The sequence below is a fragment of the Brevibacterium renqingii genome, assembly GCF_017808105.1.
GTDB lineage: Bacteria > Actinomycetota > Actinomycetes > Actinomycetales > Brevibacteriaceae > Brevibacterium > Brevibacterium renqingii.
In genome coordinates this window covers 17,425-33,116 of sequence record NZ_JADBHF010000011.1, presented here as the reverse complement: position 1 = coordinate 33,116, position 15,692 = coordinate 17,425, and the positions used below count along the sequence as shown (strand labels likewise).

General features: G+C 66.4%; 16 protein-coding genes. 15 read left to right on the top strand and 1 reads right to left on the bottom strand.

Annotated elements, in window-relative coordinates:
- Positions 1–30 precede the first annotated feature (30 nt).
- From IHE57_RS12070 to IHE57_RS12035, 8 genes are all read left to right on the top strand, one after another.
- Positions 31–1,344: an FAD-dependent oxidoreductase gene (locus IHE57_RS12070; protein ID WP_209373276.1), complete on the top strand. Its 1,314-nt coding sequence runs from the start codon at positions 31–33 to the stop codon at positions 1,342–1,344.
- Between the two features lie 73 nt (positions 1,345–1,417).
- The gene (locus tag IHE57_RS12065; protein ID WP_209373275.1) at positions 1,418–2,275 is read left to right on the top strand and encodes an ABC transporter permease; all 858 of its coding nucleotides are present in this window, start codon (positions 1,418–1,420) and stop codon (positions 2,273–2,275) included.
- Positions 2,268–3,110 (top strand): ABC transporter ATP-binding protein, encoded by an 843-nt coding sequence (locus IHE57_RS12060; protein WP_209324983.1) that lies wholly within the window; start codon positions 2,268–2,270, stop codon positions 3,108–3,110. The genes IHE57_RS12065 and IHE57_RS12060 overlap by 8 nt, the downstream gene beginning before the upstream one ends.
- Positions 3,111–3,137: 27 nt before the next feature.
- Positions 3,138–3,680 (top strand): acyl-CoA thioesterase, encoded by a 543-nt coding sequence (locus IHE57_RS12055; protein WP_209373273.1) that lies wholly within the window; start codon positions 3,138–3,140, stop codon positions 3,678–3,680.
- Positions 3,681–3,753: 73 nt separating this feature from the next.
- The gene (locus tag IHE57_RS12050) at positions 3,754–4,098 is read left to right on the top strand and encodes a hypothetical protein (protein WP_209373271.1); all 345 of its coding nucleotides are present in this window, start codon (positions 3,754–3,756) and stop codon (positions 4,096–4,098) included.
- Between the two features lie 149 nt (positions 4,099–4,247).
- Complete coding sequence (locus IHE57_RS12045; protein ID WP_209373270.1) at positions 4,248–5,519, top strand: MFS transporter; 1,272 nt, start codon at positions 4,248–4,250, stop codon at positions 5,517–5,519.
- A gap of 320 nt (positions 5,520–5,839) precedes the next feature.
- The gene (locus tag IHE57_RS12040) at positions 5,840–6,652 is read left to right on the top strand and encodes a GVDTG sorting domain-containing protein (protein WP_209373268.1); all 813 of its coding nucleotides are present in this window, start codon (positions 5,840–5,842) and stop codon (positions 6,650–6,652) included.
- Between the two features lie 34 nt (positions 6,653–6,686).
- Positions 6,687–7,376 (top strand): class F sortase, encoded by a 690-nt coding sequence (locus tag IHE57_RS12035; protein ID WP_253720215.1) that lies wholly within the window; start codon positions 6,687–6,689, stop codon positions 7,374–7,376.
- Between the two features lie 269 nt (positions 7,377–7,645).
- On the opposite strand, the gene IHE57_RS12030 is transcribed toward IHE57_RS12035, so the two are convergent.
- On the bottom strand, positions 7,646–8,554 hold the full coding sequence (locus IHE57_RS12030) for a sulfite exporter TauE/SafE family protein (RefSeq protein ID WP_209373266.1): 909 nt from the start codon (positions 8,552–8,554) through the stop codon (positions 7,646–7,648).
- 257 nt (positions 8,555–8,811) lie between these two features.
- Between IHE57_RS12030 and IHE57_RS12025 the strand changes: the two genes are divergently transcribed.
- The 7 genes from IHE57_RS12025 to fdxA all read left to right on the top strand — a co-directional run bounded on the left by IHE57_RS12025 (position 8,812) and on the right by fdxA (position 15,685).
- Entirely contained in the window at positions 8,812–9,666 is an 855-nt protein-coding gene (locus tag IHE57_RS12025; protein WP_366933939.1) for a sirohydrochlorin chelatase, read from the top strand.
- Positions 9,667–9,879: 213 nt separating this feature from the next.
- Positions 9,880–11,604 (top strand): nitrite/sulfite reductase, encoded by a 1,725-nt coding sequence (locus IHE57_RS12020; protein WP_209373432.1) that lies wholly within the window; start codon positions 9,880–9,882, stop codon positions 11,602–11,604.
- Positions 11,601–12,338, top strand: a complete 738-nt coding sequence (locus IHE57_RS12015) for a phosphoadenylyl-sulfate reductase (protein ID WP_209373265.1) — start codon at positions 11,601–11,603, stop codon at positions 12,336–12,338. The genes IHE57_RS12020 and IHE57_RS12015 overlap by 4 nt, the downstream gene beginning before the upstream one ends.
- Complete coding sequence (gene cysD / locus IHE57_RS12010) at positions 12,335–13,276, top strand: sulfate adenylyltransferase subunit CysD (protein WP_209373263.1); 942 nt, start codon at positions 12,335–12,337, stop codon at positions 13,274–13,276. The genes IHE57_RS12015 and cysD overlap by 4 nt, the downstream gene beginning before the upstream one ends.
- Complete coding sequence (locus IHE57_RS12005) at positions 13,276–14,565, top strand: sulfate adenylyltransferase subunit 1 (RefSeq protein WP_209373261.1); 1,290 nt, start codon at positions 13,276–13,278, stop codon at positions 14,563–14,565. Before cysD ends, IHE57_RS12005 begins: the two co-directional genes overlap by 1 nt.
- On the top strand, positions 14,562–15,362 hold the full coding sequence (cobA, locus tag IHE57_RS12000; protein WP_209373259.1) for a uroporphyrinogen-III C-methyltransferase: 801 nt from the start codon (positions 14,562–14,564) through the stop codon (positions 15,360–15,362). The genes IHE57_RS12005 and cobA overlap by 4 nt, the downstream gene beginning before the upstream one ends.
- Entirely contained in the window at positions 15,359–15,685 is a 327-nt protein-coding gene (gene fdxA, locus IHE57_RS11995) for a ferredoxin (protein ID WP_209324993.1), read from the top strand. The genes cobA and fdxA overlap by 4 nt, the downstream gene beginning before the upstream one ends.
- Positions 15,686–15,692 lie beyond the last annotated feature (7 nt).

Sequence of the window (15,692 nt, the reverse complement as noted above, 5' to 3'; positions counted from 1 at the left end):
CGTTCCGGCCCGAGGGCTAGCATGGGAGACATGAGCAAGCGGATCGTCATCATCGGTGCAGGGCTGGCCGGAACCACAGCGGCTCGGGAACTGAACGAAAGCGGTCAGGCGGTCACCGTCATCGACCCGCAGGCCGGAGACACCTGCGAGCGGCCGCCGCTGTCGAAGCACCTCTTCGACACCTCCCGCCACCACCTGCCCTACCGGCTCGAGTCGACCGAACACATCACGTTCGTCCGTGACTGGGCAGAGGAGATCACCCTCGCCGAGGCGGCCGCCGAGTCCCGCTACACCGCCGAGACCCAGCGACACCCGCAGCGCCTGGAAGACCACCACGACACCGTCGGCACCGTCCACCTGGCCTCGGGGGAGTCGATCGACTTCACCCACTGCATCCTCGCCACAGGGATGGAGGCGAACCGGCCGCAGATCCCCGACTACCCGGAGGCGCTGCCGGTCTACGACCTCGCCGATGCCGAATGGATCCTCAACCGGGTCGAGGAGGCCATGCAGCCGCTCAACGTCGGAGTGCTCGGCTCCGGTTACCTCGGGATGGAGGTCGCCACCTCGGCGGTCGCGGCAGGGCATCATGCCACGGTCTACCTGCGCGGGGACGAGCCGCTGCGCAGACAGCTGTCCGCACCCGTGAGACAGGCGCTGTTCGACGCGCACAAGGCCGCAGGTGTCGAATTCATCACTCACACCTCGAGCCCGGATGACATCGACGGAAATATTCACGATCTGTTCATCACCAGCGTCGGAGCCCGGCCCCGGCTCATTCCGATCGACGGCGATCGCCCCGCCGAGGCGTGGGAGGTGAATGAGAGCTTGGCAACATCCCATCCCGGCATCTTCGCCGCCGGAGACTGCGCGATCGTCACCGCCGGACCCTACGCTCTCGACCATCCGTGGGCCTGCGAACCGGTGGCCGAAAGCCACGGAAAGTTCCTCGCCGAACTCCTCACCACCACCTCGGATGAGACCCCGACCCCCGGCGCAGACGCACCCACGGAGACCGACGAAAACCCGGCCGAGACGGCACCGAGAGCGTGGTCGGACGTGCCCTGGCACTGGAGCTTCCAAGGCCCGGAAAAGGTGTTCACGGCGGGCCTGACAAGCCCCGATGCCACCGACACGATCATCAGACGCGATGCGAGCGGGAAGAAGTTCCAGGTCTTCCACTTCGACGGCCCCGAACCGGAGTCGAAGCTCATCGGTGTCGAGACGTATAACTGGCCGCCCATGCAGGCCGCCGCACGACGCGTACTCGGCGGTAACCACATCCCGACGAGGGCCCAGTTGGACGACCCGGAGTTCGACTTCAAGGCTCACAGCCGACTGTGAGTCTGCGCTAGTCTCATCACGTAGACTTTTCATCTGTTCTATCCCCAGTCGCCGACGAGAGAATCTTCTGTTCATGGATATGGCCAAGCTTGCTGCCGAGCACGGACTCGACAGAGTGGGTGGACGGCCGTCTTTGCCCCAGTACGTCAAACAGCTGATCAGCCGCAGCGACTTCACTTACACACTGGCGAAGTATCGGATGCAGTCCGAGAACGAACGCAACCGCCTCGGCATGCTCTGGGTGCTGCTGCGCCCCTCGTTCTCCGCCCTCATCTACGGCACGGTCTTCGGCGTCATCATGCAGGGCGCGACCGCTCGTCCGCCGGACTTCGCCCCCTTCGTCGTCATCGGCGTCTTCGTCCTCGAGTTCTTCAACACCTCGATGAACGGCGGCGCGAAGTCGATCATCAACAATGCCTCGCTCGTCCAATCCCTGCCGTTTCCGCGCATCGTTCTGCCGATCGCCATCGTGTTCCAGAACCTGCTCAACTTCATCCCCACCTTCATCTTCATGGCGCTGTTGGCGATGATGTGGGGCGGCAGGCCGGACTGGGACTGGTTCCTCTTCATCCCCCTGTTCTTCCTGTTCTGGGTCTTCAACCAGGGTGTGGCGTTCATCTTCGCCCGCGTCACGGTTCATTTCCGCGACCTCTCGCAGGTCACTCCGTTCATCTCCCGCATGATCTTCTACACCTCGGGCGTCTTCTTCGAGCTCAAGACCATGGTCGAGAAGATCAACCCGGATTTGCAGCCCTTCGCCGACTGGCAGCCGATCAACAACGTGCTCTCCATCGCCCGCGGCATCCTCATGAAGGACGGTGTCGTCCCCTACGACTACTTCTGGCACCTGGCCATCTGGGCCTTCGGAATCTTCATCTTCGGCTTCATCTTCTTCTGGCAGGCCGAGGAAAGGTACGGTCGCGATGAATGAACATGACGATCTCAGTTTCGGCGCCATCTTCAACGACACTGGAAGCCGGTCCGAGCCAGCCAACACTGCGGCAGCCTCCACCGACGAGCCCGTCGTCATCTGCGATGGCGTCCACGTCCGCTACAAGACCCTGGCCACGGGCAAGAAGCTCAAGCTCGGCGGGGGAGGCGGCATGCTCAAACGCCAGCGGGGCATCCAGGAGGTCCACGCACTCAAAGGCGTGAGCTTCGTCGCCCACCGCAACGAGTCCATCGGGGTCATCGGCACCAACGGTTCCGGCAAGTCCACGCTCATGCGCTCGATCACGGGGCTGACCCCGACCTCGGAGGGCGCGATCTATGCGAAGTCCCGTCCGAACCTCCTCGGTGTCGGGGCTGCGCTCATCCCGGATCTCTCGGGCGCCCGCAACATCATGATCGGGTCCCTCGCCCTGGGGCTCACCCGTTCGCAGGTGGAGGAGAAGTTCGACGATATCGTCGAGTTCACGGGGCTCGAGGACTTCATCGACCTGCCCATGCGCACGTACTCCTCGGGGATGTCCCAGCGGCTGAAGTTCGCGATCGCGACCTCGGTCCAGCATGAGATCCTCATCGTCGACGAGGCGCTCAACGTCGGCGACAAGAAGTTCCGTGACCGTTCGGAGGGGCGGATCCGCTCGATCCGCGAGAACGCGGGCACCGTCTTCCTCGTCTCACACTCGATGCGTACGATCAAGGACACGTGCAATCGGGCGCTGTGGATCGAGAAGGGCGAGCTTCGCGCCGACGGCCCGGCCCTCGATGTCATTCGGGAGTACCAGGCTTTCAACAAGGAAGCGAAGGAACGGGGCGAATAATAGCCTACTTGTGAGTAACATGTCGGTATGCACTTCTCTCGGATGATCCTCCAGCTGCTCAAGTCCCGCCGGCGTCCTTGTCAGGGACTGTGGGACGCCTCTCGCCTGTCGCTGCGGGTGCTGCCGACGGAGATCGACATCTTCGGGCACGTCAACAACGGCATGTACTTCTCGATCATGGACCTCGGGCGCCTCGACATGATGGTCCGCAGCGGGGTGTGGAAGACTCTGCAATCCAAGGGGTGGAGCGGAGTCGTCAGCGCGGAGACGATCAGCTTCCGAAAGTCCCTCAGACTCGGACACCGCTATGACATCGACACCAGGCTCATCGGGGTCGACGGGCGCACCGTCTTCTTCGAACACCGGATCGTCGTCGACGATGAGATCTTCGCTCGCGCCTATGTCGGCACACGTCTGACCGCGAAGAGCGGCACGATCACGCGAGACGACATGATCGAGGTCTTCGGTGCCCCACCGGAGGATCTGGAGCTGCCTGACTGGCTGATCGAATGGAGCCGAAACAATTCGCTGCCGAGCCGCAGGCAGCCGGCGCCCCACGACTGGAGGTGAGCTGTGCGGAGACGCCATCTGAGGCTCGACGCGCCCTAGCCGCACCCCGGTCCGCTCGGTACATTCGGAAGGTATGGACAACAGTTCACGGGAGCCGATCGACTCGAACCGCATCAGCGACCAGCCTGCGCTGCGCAGCTCGTCCGGCACGATCTGGATCGTAGCCGGCGCGCTGTTCCTCGTCGTGATCGCGGGCGTCCTGGCCGCAGTCATCTCCTCCGGGGGACCTGCGATCGGGTATGCGATCACCACGACCGCGGTGGCAGCTGCGTTCTACCTCGTCCTGCTCATCTCCCGATTCGCGATTCGCCCGGGAAAAGTCCGCCTGTGGGTGATGGCCGGGTCGATGATCGGCATGGCCCTCGTCGCGGTCATCGGTCTCATGCTGTGTGTGGGGGCCGCCTCGGCGGGGGCCTGAACCGACGCCACCCAGTGAGACGGTCCATTGCGTTCGAACACCCGCAGATTATACTCAGCAGCTGATAGATGAGCGCGCCCGCGGGGCCGCATCAACCCCGGATGACGAGCAAAGGCGCATGCATCCCTGACGAGATGTAGAGGTAGGCCATGAGTGCATCGGCTGTGGAATCGAGTGCGGACAGGGCACGGGTGAGGAAGGCCGTCGTCGCGGCCGGATTGGGCAATGCCCTCGAATGGTACGACATCATCCTCTTCGGCTTCATGGCGACGTCCATCACCGCAGTCTTCTATCCGGGCGAAGGGCTGTCCGCACAGCTGATGACCTGGGCGACCTTCGCGATCACCTTCGTCGTCCGCCCCCTCGGTGCCGTCATCATCGGCCGCCACGCCGATAAGCACGGCCGCAAATCCGCGCTGTCACTGACGATCGGCCTGATGACCCTCGGCGTGTTCATCATCGTCGTGCTGCCCGGAGAATCGGTGCTCGGCATCTGGGCGGCGATCATCCTCATCATCGCCCGCATCATACAGGGCATCTCTGCCGGCGGCGAATTCGGTTCGGCCACGGCCTTCCTGACCGAGAACGCGAAGCACGGCAAGGCCTTCTACGCCTCCTTCCAGACCGCGACGCAGGGGATCTCGATGGCCATGGCCGCCGGCGTCTCCTGGATCTTCAGTTCGGCACTGAGCGAGGACGCCCTGCACTCGTGGGGCTGGCGCGTGGCCTTCGCCATCGGCCTGCTCATCGGCCCCGTCGGCTGGTACATCCGCTCGAAGATGGACGACACGCCTGAGTTCCAGGCCGCTGAGAAGACCGACAGCCCGCTGCGGACCCTGCTCGGCCAGCACTTCGGACGCCTGCTCTCGGCGTTCCTCATCATCGCCATGGCCACGATCTCGGTCTACCTCATCACCTTCCTGCCGCAGTTCGCCGTCGACAACCTCGGCCTCGAGCCCTGGGCGGCGTTCCCCGGCGCCGTCGTCGCCGGCGTCATCACCCTCATCGGCTCCCCGTTCGCCGGGAAGCTGGCCGACAGGGTGGGCCCGACGACCATGATGATCCCGACCACCATCGTCGGCGTCATCGTCGCCTGGCCGATGTTCATCCTGCTCACGTCCAACCCCTCGATCGGCGTCCTCACCCTGTGCGAGGCGATCGTGGGCCTGTTCATGGTCTTCTACTTCGGGCCGATGCCCGCCCTGCTCTCGGAGCTGTTCCCCGTCCAGGTGCGCAGCTCGGGCATGACGATCGCCTACAGCCTCGGCGTGGCGATCTTCGGCGGCTTCGCCCCGCTCATCCTCACCGCCCTGCTCAGCGCCACCGGCGAGCTGACCGTGCCCGGCTTCTACTACGCCGCACTGTCGCTGCTCTCCCTCATCGGCGTGATCGCCGCGCGGAAGGCGTACAGGCAGCGCTGACGTCGACGGCCGCCGTGAGCGTGCCACGTCCTCCTTCGCGGAGGCGGCTCTGAACCCGCCGAGGCGGGACTGACGTCACCGCGGAACCCGTCGTTCATGGCGTGGCGCGGCCGCAGAACCCGTCGTTCAAGGCGCAGCTCGGATCTCCAAGCGAGCACGGACCGATATCCGAACGCGCCGTTGAGCGAGGCGTCAGAGCAGCGAAGGCTGACCGATCTGCAGAACGGATGCGAAACCGATCCATCTGTTCTGCCGACTGCTCCGAATCATCCGTGTTCGGTCCCGACTGGAACCGTTCGACAATGAGGAGGAAAGACACCATGCGTACAGCGAAGAAGCTCATGCTCACTCCGGTCCTGGCCCTGACCGCTTTCGGCCTGGCAGCAGGTCCGGCGGCTGCGGCAAGCGCCGACAGCGGTGGTTCCGAAGACGGCTGGACCTACCAGGCGGATCTCGAGGAAATCAATGACAGCGGTGCTTCTGGCGACATCATGATCACCGTCAAAGGCGATCAGGCGATGATCACCGAACACGTCGAAGGGCTGGCTGAGAACTTCCAGGACGGTCCGTACCCTCACGTTCAGCACATCCACGTCAAGGCCGATGGCAGTGCGGAGTGCCCGACGTCCTCAGCCGATGAGAACGGTGATGGAATCGTCAACACACCCGAAGGTGGAGCCGCCTACGGCGATGTGTCCACGACCCTGACTGACTCCGGCGACACGAGCGCCGATGCTGCGGTCGACGTCGATCACGCCGGCATCAAGGGAGGTTCGGCGACGTACAAGCGCACCATCGACCTCGATGCCAAGACGAAGGATGCGATCAAGGACGGCCGAGCCACAGTTGTCGTCCACGGCCTCGACCCCGCGGATCAGTCGAAGGACGTGCAGGACGCCAAGAGCCCGCTCGATGACTCTCTGCCGCAGGCCGCGACGGCTCCAGCGCTGTGCGGGACGCTCGCAGACAGCCAGATGGGCCAGCCTCCCAAGGGCGGACCGGACACCGGTGGTGGCAGCACGGCGAGCACCGATGACACCGTGATGCTCGCAGCCGGCGGAGGAGTCCTCGTCGCAGCGGGGGCCGCCTTCGCAATCTCGCGGAGGAAGAAGCCATCGACTGGCGCTCACTGATCACCTCCGGGGCTGAGACAGGACGACGAGAAATATGAAAGGCAAGCAGAGCAGGCCCGGCCGCGGCAGAATCGCATGGTTCGCGGCGGGCCTGACCCTGCTCGCCCTCGCCGTCGCGCTCATCACTGCCGGTCTTCTCGCCGATCACTCTCCGCCCCAGCCTGACGGAGACTCCAACAATGATCACACGACCAGACAGACATCGGATCCCTCGAAGACTCGGACCTCTGCGGACGCCCACGACGACCACCCAGCCGGGATGAAAGCCTCGACTCCCACCCGTCTGAGGATTCCTGCGATCGATGTCGACACGACCCTCATGGACCTGGGACTGACTGACAGTGACGAGCTGGAAGTCCCTCCATTGGGCAAGAACGCGCCCGCTGGCTGGTACGAGCGCTCACCCACCCCGGGTGAAATCGGTCCGGCGCTCATCGTCGGTCACGTCGACTCCGCCTCGGAGGGGCCCGCGGTGTTCTACCGACTCGGTGCGCTCGAGCGCGGAGACACTGCTTCAGTCACCCGCGAAGACGGCTCCACCGCCGAATTCACGATCGACGATGTCACCGACTACGGAAAGGACTCCTTTCCCGAGTACCGGGTCTACGGCAACACCGACCGCCCTGAGATCCGTTTGATCACATGCGGCGGGGACTTCGATGACGACACCGGCCATTACGAGGACAACATCGTCGTGACAGGACACCTGAGGAACACCCGCTGATTCCCGTCCTGATCTGACACCGCCGACGAGACAGCCTCCTGACCGAAGTCCCGACCGAGGCGTCGGGAGGGCACTTGGATACGTGCGTGTCCAGAGAACCCCTCATTCAACGTCCAATGCGGTTTTCGCGAGGAGGCAACCGCGAAAAGCTGACTGCCCGTTGAACGAGCGGCGGGTGTTCGCGAGCCTTCACCGGTCGGGGACCTGATCAGCCGGGCCGCCCGCAGTCCGTCGGCCGTCGGCCCGCCCGCAGTCCGCCGACGGGAGCCTCACCTGCCGACCGAAACCGAGCTCGCCGCGTCCTCGGCCGCCCGAGCAGCTGAGACCCGGCGCTCGAGGCGGGCGACGCGGACCAGCAACGCGAACCAGACGACTGCCAAGGCCCCGAGGACCAGCCACACCGCAGTCGGTTGCATCCCGAGGGCGAGCAGAATGGTGCGGGCGTTCGTGAGGACGATGATGCCTCCGGCGGCGATCGCGAGGACACGCGCGGGCAGGAGCTTCACCAGCCATGCGGCGAACGGTGCGGCGACGACCCCTCCGATGAGCAGAGCAGCCACGATAGTCCATTCGATGCCCTGCGAGCCGAGGGCGATGAGGAATCCCAGGGATCCGCCGACGGCGACGAGGAACTCGCTCGTGTCGACCGAACCGATGACCTTGCGCGGTTCCAGACGCCCCGACGACAGCAGAGACGTCGTCCCGATCGGACCCCAGCCGCCTCCGCCGATGGCGTCGAGCGCCCCGCCGACGAAGCCCACGGGCACGAGCATCCCGGCGCTCGGCCGTGATCGGAAGGTCGGGCGTCGACCGCCCAGGGCGAGGAACCGCCAGATGACATAGACGCCGAGGGCGAGCAGAATGCCCGAGACCCACGGCGTCACGGCCTCACCGTTGAGATTGGCCAGAACGGTCGAACCGATGAGAGCTCCGATGAATCCCGGTCCCGCGAGGATGCTCACCGTCCGCCAGTCGACGTTGCCGAACCGGTGGTGCGAGATGCCGGAGACCAGGGTCGTCCCCAATTCGGAGAAGTGCACCGCCGCCGAGGCGGCCGCCGGTGCCGTACCCGCCGCGAGCAGCAGAGTCGTCGACGTCACCCCGTAGGCCATGCCCAGCGATCCGTCGATGAGCTGGGCGAGGAGGCCGACGAAGCCGAGGACGATGAGCTGACGCATGTGCTTGCCTTTCGGAGAGACACTGAGAATGCACACACTATCCAATCTGTTGAGCAGAATGCCATGCGGCAGGGGCTCCTGACGAACTCGGTCGCTTTGCGTCGAAAAATGACATCGAACGCCCAAAGTGCCCGGGTGACTGCGGGTTTAGGCCAGACGCTCGGGTTCGGATAGCCTGATCGGATGAATGCAATCGACATGGACCGCATCGGCGCGATCGACAGGACAGTTGAGCAATCATCGGAAGGGTGGGCGTGGTGACGGTCCGTTCATCCCCCGGCTCGCCCGCCGCGACTTCGGCGAGCTCGTCCTCGACAGGGAGGTCTGCATCCGGTCTGCCTTCGCTCGGGCTCATCTCCCACGGGACCTCATCGGCCCAGGGCCAGGCTCTCATCGAGGCGCTCGCCGCCGCGGTCGCTGACGACCTGCGTGAACGGGGATTCGTCGACGAAGTCGTGCTCGGCCACGTCGATGTGCAGCAGCCCGATGTCGACGAGGTGATCGACCGACTGCCGTCCGACTGCCCCGCGGTGCTCGTGCCCCTGCTGCTCTCGCCGGGCTACCACGTCCACGTCGACCTCGCCGAGGCCCTCGAGCGCGCCGCCGACCGCGATGTCCGCCTGGCCATGACCCTCGGCCCCGATGCGCGACTGGCGAAGATCCTCGCCGACCGTCTCCCGCCCCTGCGTGAGGACGACGAGGTGGTGCTCGCCGCCGCCGGCTCGAGCGACGAGCGTGCGAACAGGTCCTGCGAAGCGATGGGCGAACTGCTCGCCAGTGAACTCGGCCGGGCTGTCTCGGTGGGATTCCTCGCCGGCGGGGGAGTGCCGCTCAAGAGCTTTGTTGAGCAGAATCGACCGGACGGTTCCCGCCTTATCGCGGCCAACTATCTGCTCGCGCCGGGCTTCTTCGACGACCTCGCCAGGTCCCTCGTGACCGACCCCGGCCCGGGGCAAGGAGGCAGCGAGCAGTGCCTCCTTGCCCCGCCCCTGCTCGCCCCGGGTCCCGACACGTGCGCCGCCCAGAACCCGGTCGAGGCCCGAGTCCAAGCGGTTCCCGCGGAGCTCGTCGACATCGTGCGCGACCGCCTGCTCGACGTCTTGGGCGACTGACCGCCACCCCCGTCCCTCGCACACCTCCTCCCGTCGCCCCGCGGGACCTCTGCCGCCGGCGGGCCTCCAGCCGCCCCGCCCGAGAGCGCCGCCCCTGGTTCTGTGACGTCATATGTCGGCCGGTGATATCCATTCAACGCGTGAATTTGTTGAGCAATCCAAAGTCTTGTAGCGTGACTCATCACTGGTTCCCCGCAGCGTTTGGAGATGACCATGTCCACTCAGGTGGAAACGAGCAAGAAGAGCCCTGGTGACCGGGCCGCAAGGAAATCGACGCGCCCGAAGAAGTCCAATGGGCAGTGGAAGGTCGACGGCCATGAACCGTTGAACAAGAACGAGATCGACAAGGCCGAAGACAACGGGCTCAATGTCCGCGACCGGATCGAGAAGGTCTACGCGAAGGGCGGATTCTCCTCGATCGATCCTGATGACCTGCACGGGCGCTTCCGCTGGTGGGGCCTGTACACGCAGCGCAAACCCGGCATCGACGGCGGCCGCACCGCCACCCTCGAGCCCCATGAGCTCGAAGACGAATACTTCATGCTCCGGATTCGCATCGACGGCGGAAAACTCACCACCGAACAGCTGCGCACGATCGCGGACATCTCGAACGAATTCGCCCGCAGCAGCGCCGACCTCACCGACCGCCAGAACATCCAACTCCACTGGGTCGAGATCGAGAACGTCCCCGAGATCTGGCGCCGACTCGAAGCAGTCGGACTGCAGACGACCGAAGCCTGCGGCGACGTCCCGCGCGTCATCCTCGGTTCACCCGTAGCCGGAATCGCCGCCGACGAACTCATCGATCCGACTCCGGCGATCGAGGAGATCTCCCGCCGCTACATCGGCGACCCGAGCCTCTCGAACCTGCCTCGGAAGTACAAGACCGCGATCACCGGCCACCCCAGCCAGGACGTCGTCCACGAGATCAACGACTGCTCCTTCGTCGCCGTCGACCACCCCGAACACGGCATCGGCTACGACCTGTGGGTCGGCGGAGCCCTGTCGGTTGTGCCGCGCTTCGCCGAACGCCTCGGCGCCTGGGTCGCCCCCGACCAGGTCGTCGACGCCTGGCTCGGCGTCACCTCGATCTTCCGCGACTACGGCTACCGCCGCCTGCGCAACAAGGCGCGCCTGAAGTTCCTCCTCGCCGACTGGGGGCCGGAGAAGTTCCGCGAGATCCTCGAAACCGAATACCTCGGTTTCAAGCTCGCCGACGGACCCGCCCCGGACAAACCGCTCACGGCCGGCGACCACGTGGGCGTGCACAAGCAGGCCGACGGCCGGTACTTCATCGGCGTCAGCCTCATCGCCGGACGCGCCTCGGGCACTCTGCTCGGCCAGGTCGTCGACCTCGCCGAGAAGTTCGGATCCACCCGGCTGCGGACCACCCCGCACCAGAAGATCCTCCTGCTCGACATCGAGGAATCCGACGTCGACGATGTCGTCGCCGGACTCGACGCGCTCGGCCTGTCGAGCCGCAGGGACCTGTTCCGGCGCTCGACGATGGCGTGCACGGGCATCGAGTTCTGCAAACTCGCGATCGTCGAGACCAAACAGACCGCCGCCGACGCGGTCGCCGTGCTCGAGGAGCGCCTCGCCGGGCTCGACCTGCCCCACCCGATCAGCCTCCACCTCAACGGCTGCCCGAACTCCTGCGCCCGCATCCAGACCGCCGACATCGGCCTCAAGGGCCAGATCGTCACCACCGACGACGGACAGCAGGTCCCCGGCTTCCAGGTCCACGTCGGCGGGGGACTGGCCTCACAGGACCGCGACGAGGCCGGACTCGGCCGCACCGTGCGCGGACTCAAGGTCACCGTCGAGGACCTCAACGACTACGTCGAGAAGCTCGTCCGCCGATTCCTCGACGGCCGGACCGAGACCGAGACGTTCTCCGAATGGGCCCACCGCGTCGACGAGGAGGAACTGAAATGAGCACGACCGCTGCCAAGCGCCCCATCGACGAACTCAAGACCCTCGCCGAGGCGGGCGCCCGTGAACTCGGCGGCGACCCGGAGGCCGGCGTGGCCGAGTCCAACCCTGCCGACGTCATCCGCTGGGTGTCGCAGCACTTCGACACCGCCGCCTGCGCCGTGGCCTGCTCGATGGCCGACGCGGCCCTGCCGCACTATGTCGCCCAGTACCTGCCCGGCGTCGACGTCCTCTTCCTCGACACGGGCTACCACTTCCCGGAGACCTACACCACCCGCGACGAGGTGGCCCGCAGAGTCGACGTCACCATCGTCGACGTCCTGCCCGAACAGACCGTGGCCGAACAGGACGCCGAGTTCGGCAAGGACCTCTTCGCCCGCGACCCCGGACTGTGCTGCGCCCGCCGCAAGGTCGCACCCCTGAAGAGATCGCTGGCCGGCTACGAGCTCTGGTTCACCGGCGTCCGCCGGGACGAGGCCCCGACGCGGACGAACACACCGCTGATCACCTTCGATGACAAGAACGGCCTGGTCAAGGTCAACCCCCTGGCCGCCTGGTCGTTCGACGACCTCCTCGACTACGCACGAGCCTTCGACGTGCCGGTCAACCCACTGCTGTCACAGGGCTACCCGTCCATCGGATGCCAGCCCTGCACCCGTCCCGTCGCCGAGGGAGAAGACCCCCGCGCCGGACGCTGGGCAGGAACGACGAAAACAGAATGCGGACTCCACACATGAGCATCACCGACCCCACCATCGACCAGACCACCCGAACGGCCCGGACAACCCTGTCGACCCTCGACGTCCTCGAATCCGAGGCCATCCACATCATCCGCGAGGTCGCCGCCGAATTCGAGAGACCCGTGCTGCTGTTCTCCGGCGGCAAGGACTCAGTGACCGTGCTCCACCTCGCGGCGAAGGCCTTCTGGCCGGCGAAGATCCCCTTCGGCCTCCTCCACGTCGACACCGGCCACAACTTCCCGGAGATCATCCGCTTCCGCGACGAGACCGCGCAGCGTTTCGGCCTCGACCTCACGGTGGCCCGTGTTCAGGACTACATCGACGACGGCCGGCTGCGCGAACGCCCCGACGGCACCCGCAACACCCTGCAGACCCAGCCGCTCCTCGACGCCATCGCCGCCGGCGGCTTCGACGCCGTGTTCGGCGGGGCCCGCAGGGATGAGGACAAGGCCCGGGCGAAGGAGCGGATCCTGTCGCTGCGCGACGAATTCGGCGGGTGGAACCCCAGCAGCCAACGCCCCGAGCTGTGGAACCTCTACAACGGCCGCCACCTGCCCGGCGAACATGTGCGCGTGTTCCCGATCTCGAACTTCACCGAACTCGATGTGTGGAGCTACATCGCCCGCGAGGACATCGCCCTGCCCGAGCTCTACTTCGCCCATGAACGCGAGGTCTTCGACCGCGACGGAATGTGGTGGGCCACCGGCGAATTCTCCACCCCGCGCGAGGACGAGACCGTCACCCGCCGCACCGTGCGCTACCGCACCGTCGGCGATATGAGCTGCACGGGCGCCGTCGAATCGACCGCGAGCGACATCGACTCCATCCTCGCCGAGGTGGCCGCCACCACCGTGACCGAGCGCGGAGCCACACGCGCCGACGACCGGATCTCGGCCGCGGCCATGGAAGACCGAAAGAAGGACGGGTACTTCTGATGACACTCCTGCGCTTCGCCACTGCCGGATCCGTCGACGACGGCAAATCGACCCTCGTCGGCCGTCTGCTCCACGACGCGAAGGCGATCCTGGCCGACCAGCTCGCCGCCGTGACCGCCACGAGCGCCGAACGCGGCTTCCTCGGCGGGGAGTTCGACTTCGCGCTGCTCACCGACGGCCTCCGGGCCGAACGCGAACAGGGCATCACGATCGACGTCGCCTACCGCTACTTCGCCACCGACCGCCGCTCCTTCATCCTCGCCGACTGCCCCGGGCACGTGCAGTACACCCGGAACATGGTCACCGGCGCCACGACCGCCGATGCCGTCGTCGTCCTCATCGACGCCCGCAACCGGCCCACCGAACAGACCCGACGCCACCTCACCGTCGTCTCCCGGCTGGGCATCCGGAACGTCGTCATCGCCGTCAACAAGATCGACCTGCTCGACTATGACCAGGCCGCGATCGAATCCGTCGCCGAGGAGGTGAAGGACCTCGCCGCAGAGATCGGCCTCGACACCCCGCATATCATCCCGATCTCCGCGCTGGCCGGGGACAATATCGCCGCCGCCTCCGACAACACCCCCTGGTACACGGGACCGGCGCTGCTCGAACTCCTCGAGACCCTGCCGAGCACCGAGGAGGACACCGCCGACCTCGAACCCTTCCGCCTCGACGTGCAGACGGTGCTGCGACCGCAGGGCGGACTGGCCCCCGGTCTCGACCCGGACGCCTTCCGCGACTACCGGGCCGTGGCCGGACAGATCACCTCGGGGCGGGTCCGCCTCGGCGATGAGATCGACATCCACCCGGCAGGGGTGCGGTCGACCGTGGTCGGCATCGACACCGCCGACGGGCAGCTCGAATCCGCGGGTGCGCCGTTGTCGGTGGCGCTGCGACTGGCCGATGACGTCGACACCGCACGCGGCAGCGTCATCGCCGCCGGCGGCACCCTGCCCCCGGCTCGCAGGCAGCTGCGCGCCGAAGTGTTCCCCTTCACCGCCGAGGGTCTGCGCTCGGGCGACCGAGTGCTCATCAAGACCGGAACGACCAGTGCCAAGGCCATCGTCACCATCGACGCGAAACGCAACCTGGCCACCTCGGCGCTCGAGGACGCCGAGGTGCTCGCCGGCAACGACATCGGTCTGGCGCAGGTCAAGCTCGCCGCCGCCCTGCCGGTCCCGGACTTCCGCGAGCACGGCCCGGCCGGTGCGTTCCTCATCATCGACCCGCAGACCGGCAATACGCTGGCCGCCGGGATCCACACACCCGAACAGGAACTCTCATGAGCCTCTTCCTCGCACAGGCCCCGGGCAGCGTCATGCTCATCGGCGCCGGCCCCGGCGACCTCGGCCTGCTCACCGTCACCGGTCTGCGCGCCCTGGAAGCGGCCGACGTCATCGTCGCCGACCGCCTCGGCGCGCGCTCGATCATCGATCAGCTGACCGAGGAGAGGGGAGCACCCCTCGATGCGGTGGTCATCGACGTCGGCAAGCAGCCGGGCCACCACCCGGTGCCGCAGGAGAGGATCAACGAGATCCTCGTCGAGGAGGCCCGGCGCGGCCGCCGCGTCGTCCGGCTCAAGGGCGGGGACCCCTTCGTCTTCGGGCGCGGGGGAGAGGAGGTCATCGCCTGCCGGGAGGCCGGGATCGACGTCCAGGTCGTGCCCGGAGTCACGAGCGCGAACTCCGTTCCCGCCGTCGCCGGCATCCCGCTCACCCACCGCGGGCTGGCCACCTCCTACACCGTCGCCACCGGCCACGACCAGCTCACCGAGATCGGCGGCGGGCGCGACCACACGGTCGTCGTGCTCATGGGCATCGGCACACTCGTGCATTCGGCGATGGTGCTCGCCCGCGGCACTCGCGGCCCCGACTGCCCGGTCGCGATCGTCGAGGACGGCTTCGGCGATTCCCAGCGGGTGACCATCGGGACGCTGGGCACCATCGCCTTCCACGCCGCCCGCCGCAGCGTGCGCTCGCCGGCCGTCATCGTCGTCGGCGACGTCGTCACCCTCAGCCCCTATGCCGCAGGCGCCTTCGACTCCGCGGCGGCACCGCACCCCGAACTGGCAAGGAACCCATGACCTACATCATCGCCCAGCCCTGCGTGGACGTGAAAGATCGCGCCTGCATCGAAGAGTGCCCGGTCGACTGCATCTACGAGGGCAAGCGCTCCCTGTACATCCATCCCGACGAATGCGTCGACTGCGGCGCCTGCGAACCCGTCTGCCCCGTCGAGGCGATCTTCTTCGAAGACGATGTGCCCGAGGAGTGGGAGGACTACCACGCCGCGAACGTCGACTTCTTCGACGACATCGGCTCCCCGGGCGGGGCCGCCGCCCACGGGGTCATCGACAAAGACCACCCATTCATCGCGGGACTGCCCCCGCAGAACACCGACGACTGACCGAGGA

Excerpts from the sequence above, each read along its gene's own strand:
- IHE57_RS12015 (WP_209373265.1), top strand. The coding sequence starts at position 11,601 with ATGAGCACGACCGCTGCCAAGCGCCCCATCGACGAACTCAAGACCCTC.
- IHE57_RS12035 (WP_253720215.1), top strand. The coding sequence starts at position 6,687 with ATGAAAGGCAAGCAGAGCAGGCCCGGCCGCGGCAGAATCGCATGGTTC.
- IHE57_RS12040 (WP_209373268.1), top strand. The coding sequence starts at position 5,840 with ATGCGTACAGCGAAGAAGCTCATGCTCACTCCGGTCCTGGCCCTGACC.
- IHE57_RS12060 (WP_209324983.1), top strand. The coding sequence starts at position 2,268 with ATGAATGAACATGACGATCTCAGTTTCGGCGCCATCTTCAACGACACT.
- IHE57_RS12020 (WP_209373432.1), top strand. The coding sequence starts at position 9,880 with ATGTCCACTCAGGTGGAAACGAGCAAGAAGAGCCCTGGTGACCGGGCC.
- IHE57_RS12070 (WP_209373276.1), top strand. The coding sequence starts at position 31 with ATGAGCAAGCGGATCGTCATCATCGGTGCAGGGCTGGCCGGAACCACA.
- IHE57_RS12050 (WP_209373271.1), top strand. The coding sequence starts at position 3,754 with ATGGACAACAGTTCACGGGAGCCGATCGACTCGAACCGCATCAGCGAC.
- IHE57_RS12045 (WP_209373270.1), top strand. The coding sequence starts at position 4,248 with ATGAGTGCATCGGCTGTGGAATCGAGTGCGGACAGGGCACGGGTGAGG.
- IHE57_RS12030 (WP_209373266.1), bottom strand. The coding sequence starts at position 8,554 with ATGCGTCAGCTCATCGTCCTCGGCTTCGTCGGCCTCCTCGCCCAGCTC.
- IHE57_RS12005 (WP_209373261.1), top strand. The coding sequence starts at position 13,276 with ATGACACTCCTGCGCTTCGCCACTGCCGGATCCGTCGACGACGGCAAA.
- cobA (WP_209373259.1), top strand. The coding sequence starts at position 14,562 with ATGAGCCTCTTCCTCGCACAGGCCCCGGGCAGCGTCATGCTCATCGGC.
- cysD (WP_209373263.1), top strand. The coding sequence starts at position 12,335 with ATGAGCATCACCGACCCCACCATCGACCAGACCACCCGAACGGCCCGG.
- IHE57_RS12065 (WP_209373275.1), top strand. The coding sequence starts at position 1,418 with ATGGATATGGCCAAGCTTGCTGCCGAGCACGGACTCGACAGAGTGGGT.
- fdxA (WP_209324993.1), top strand. The coding sequence starts at position 15,359 with ATGACCTACATCATCGCCCAGCCCTGCGTGGACGTGAAAGATCGCGCC.
- IHE57_RS12055 (WP_209373273.1), top strand. The coding sequence starts at position 3,138 with ATGCACTTCTCTCGGATGATCCTCCAGCTGCTCAAGTCCCGCCGGCGT.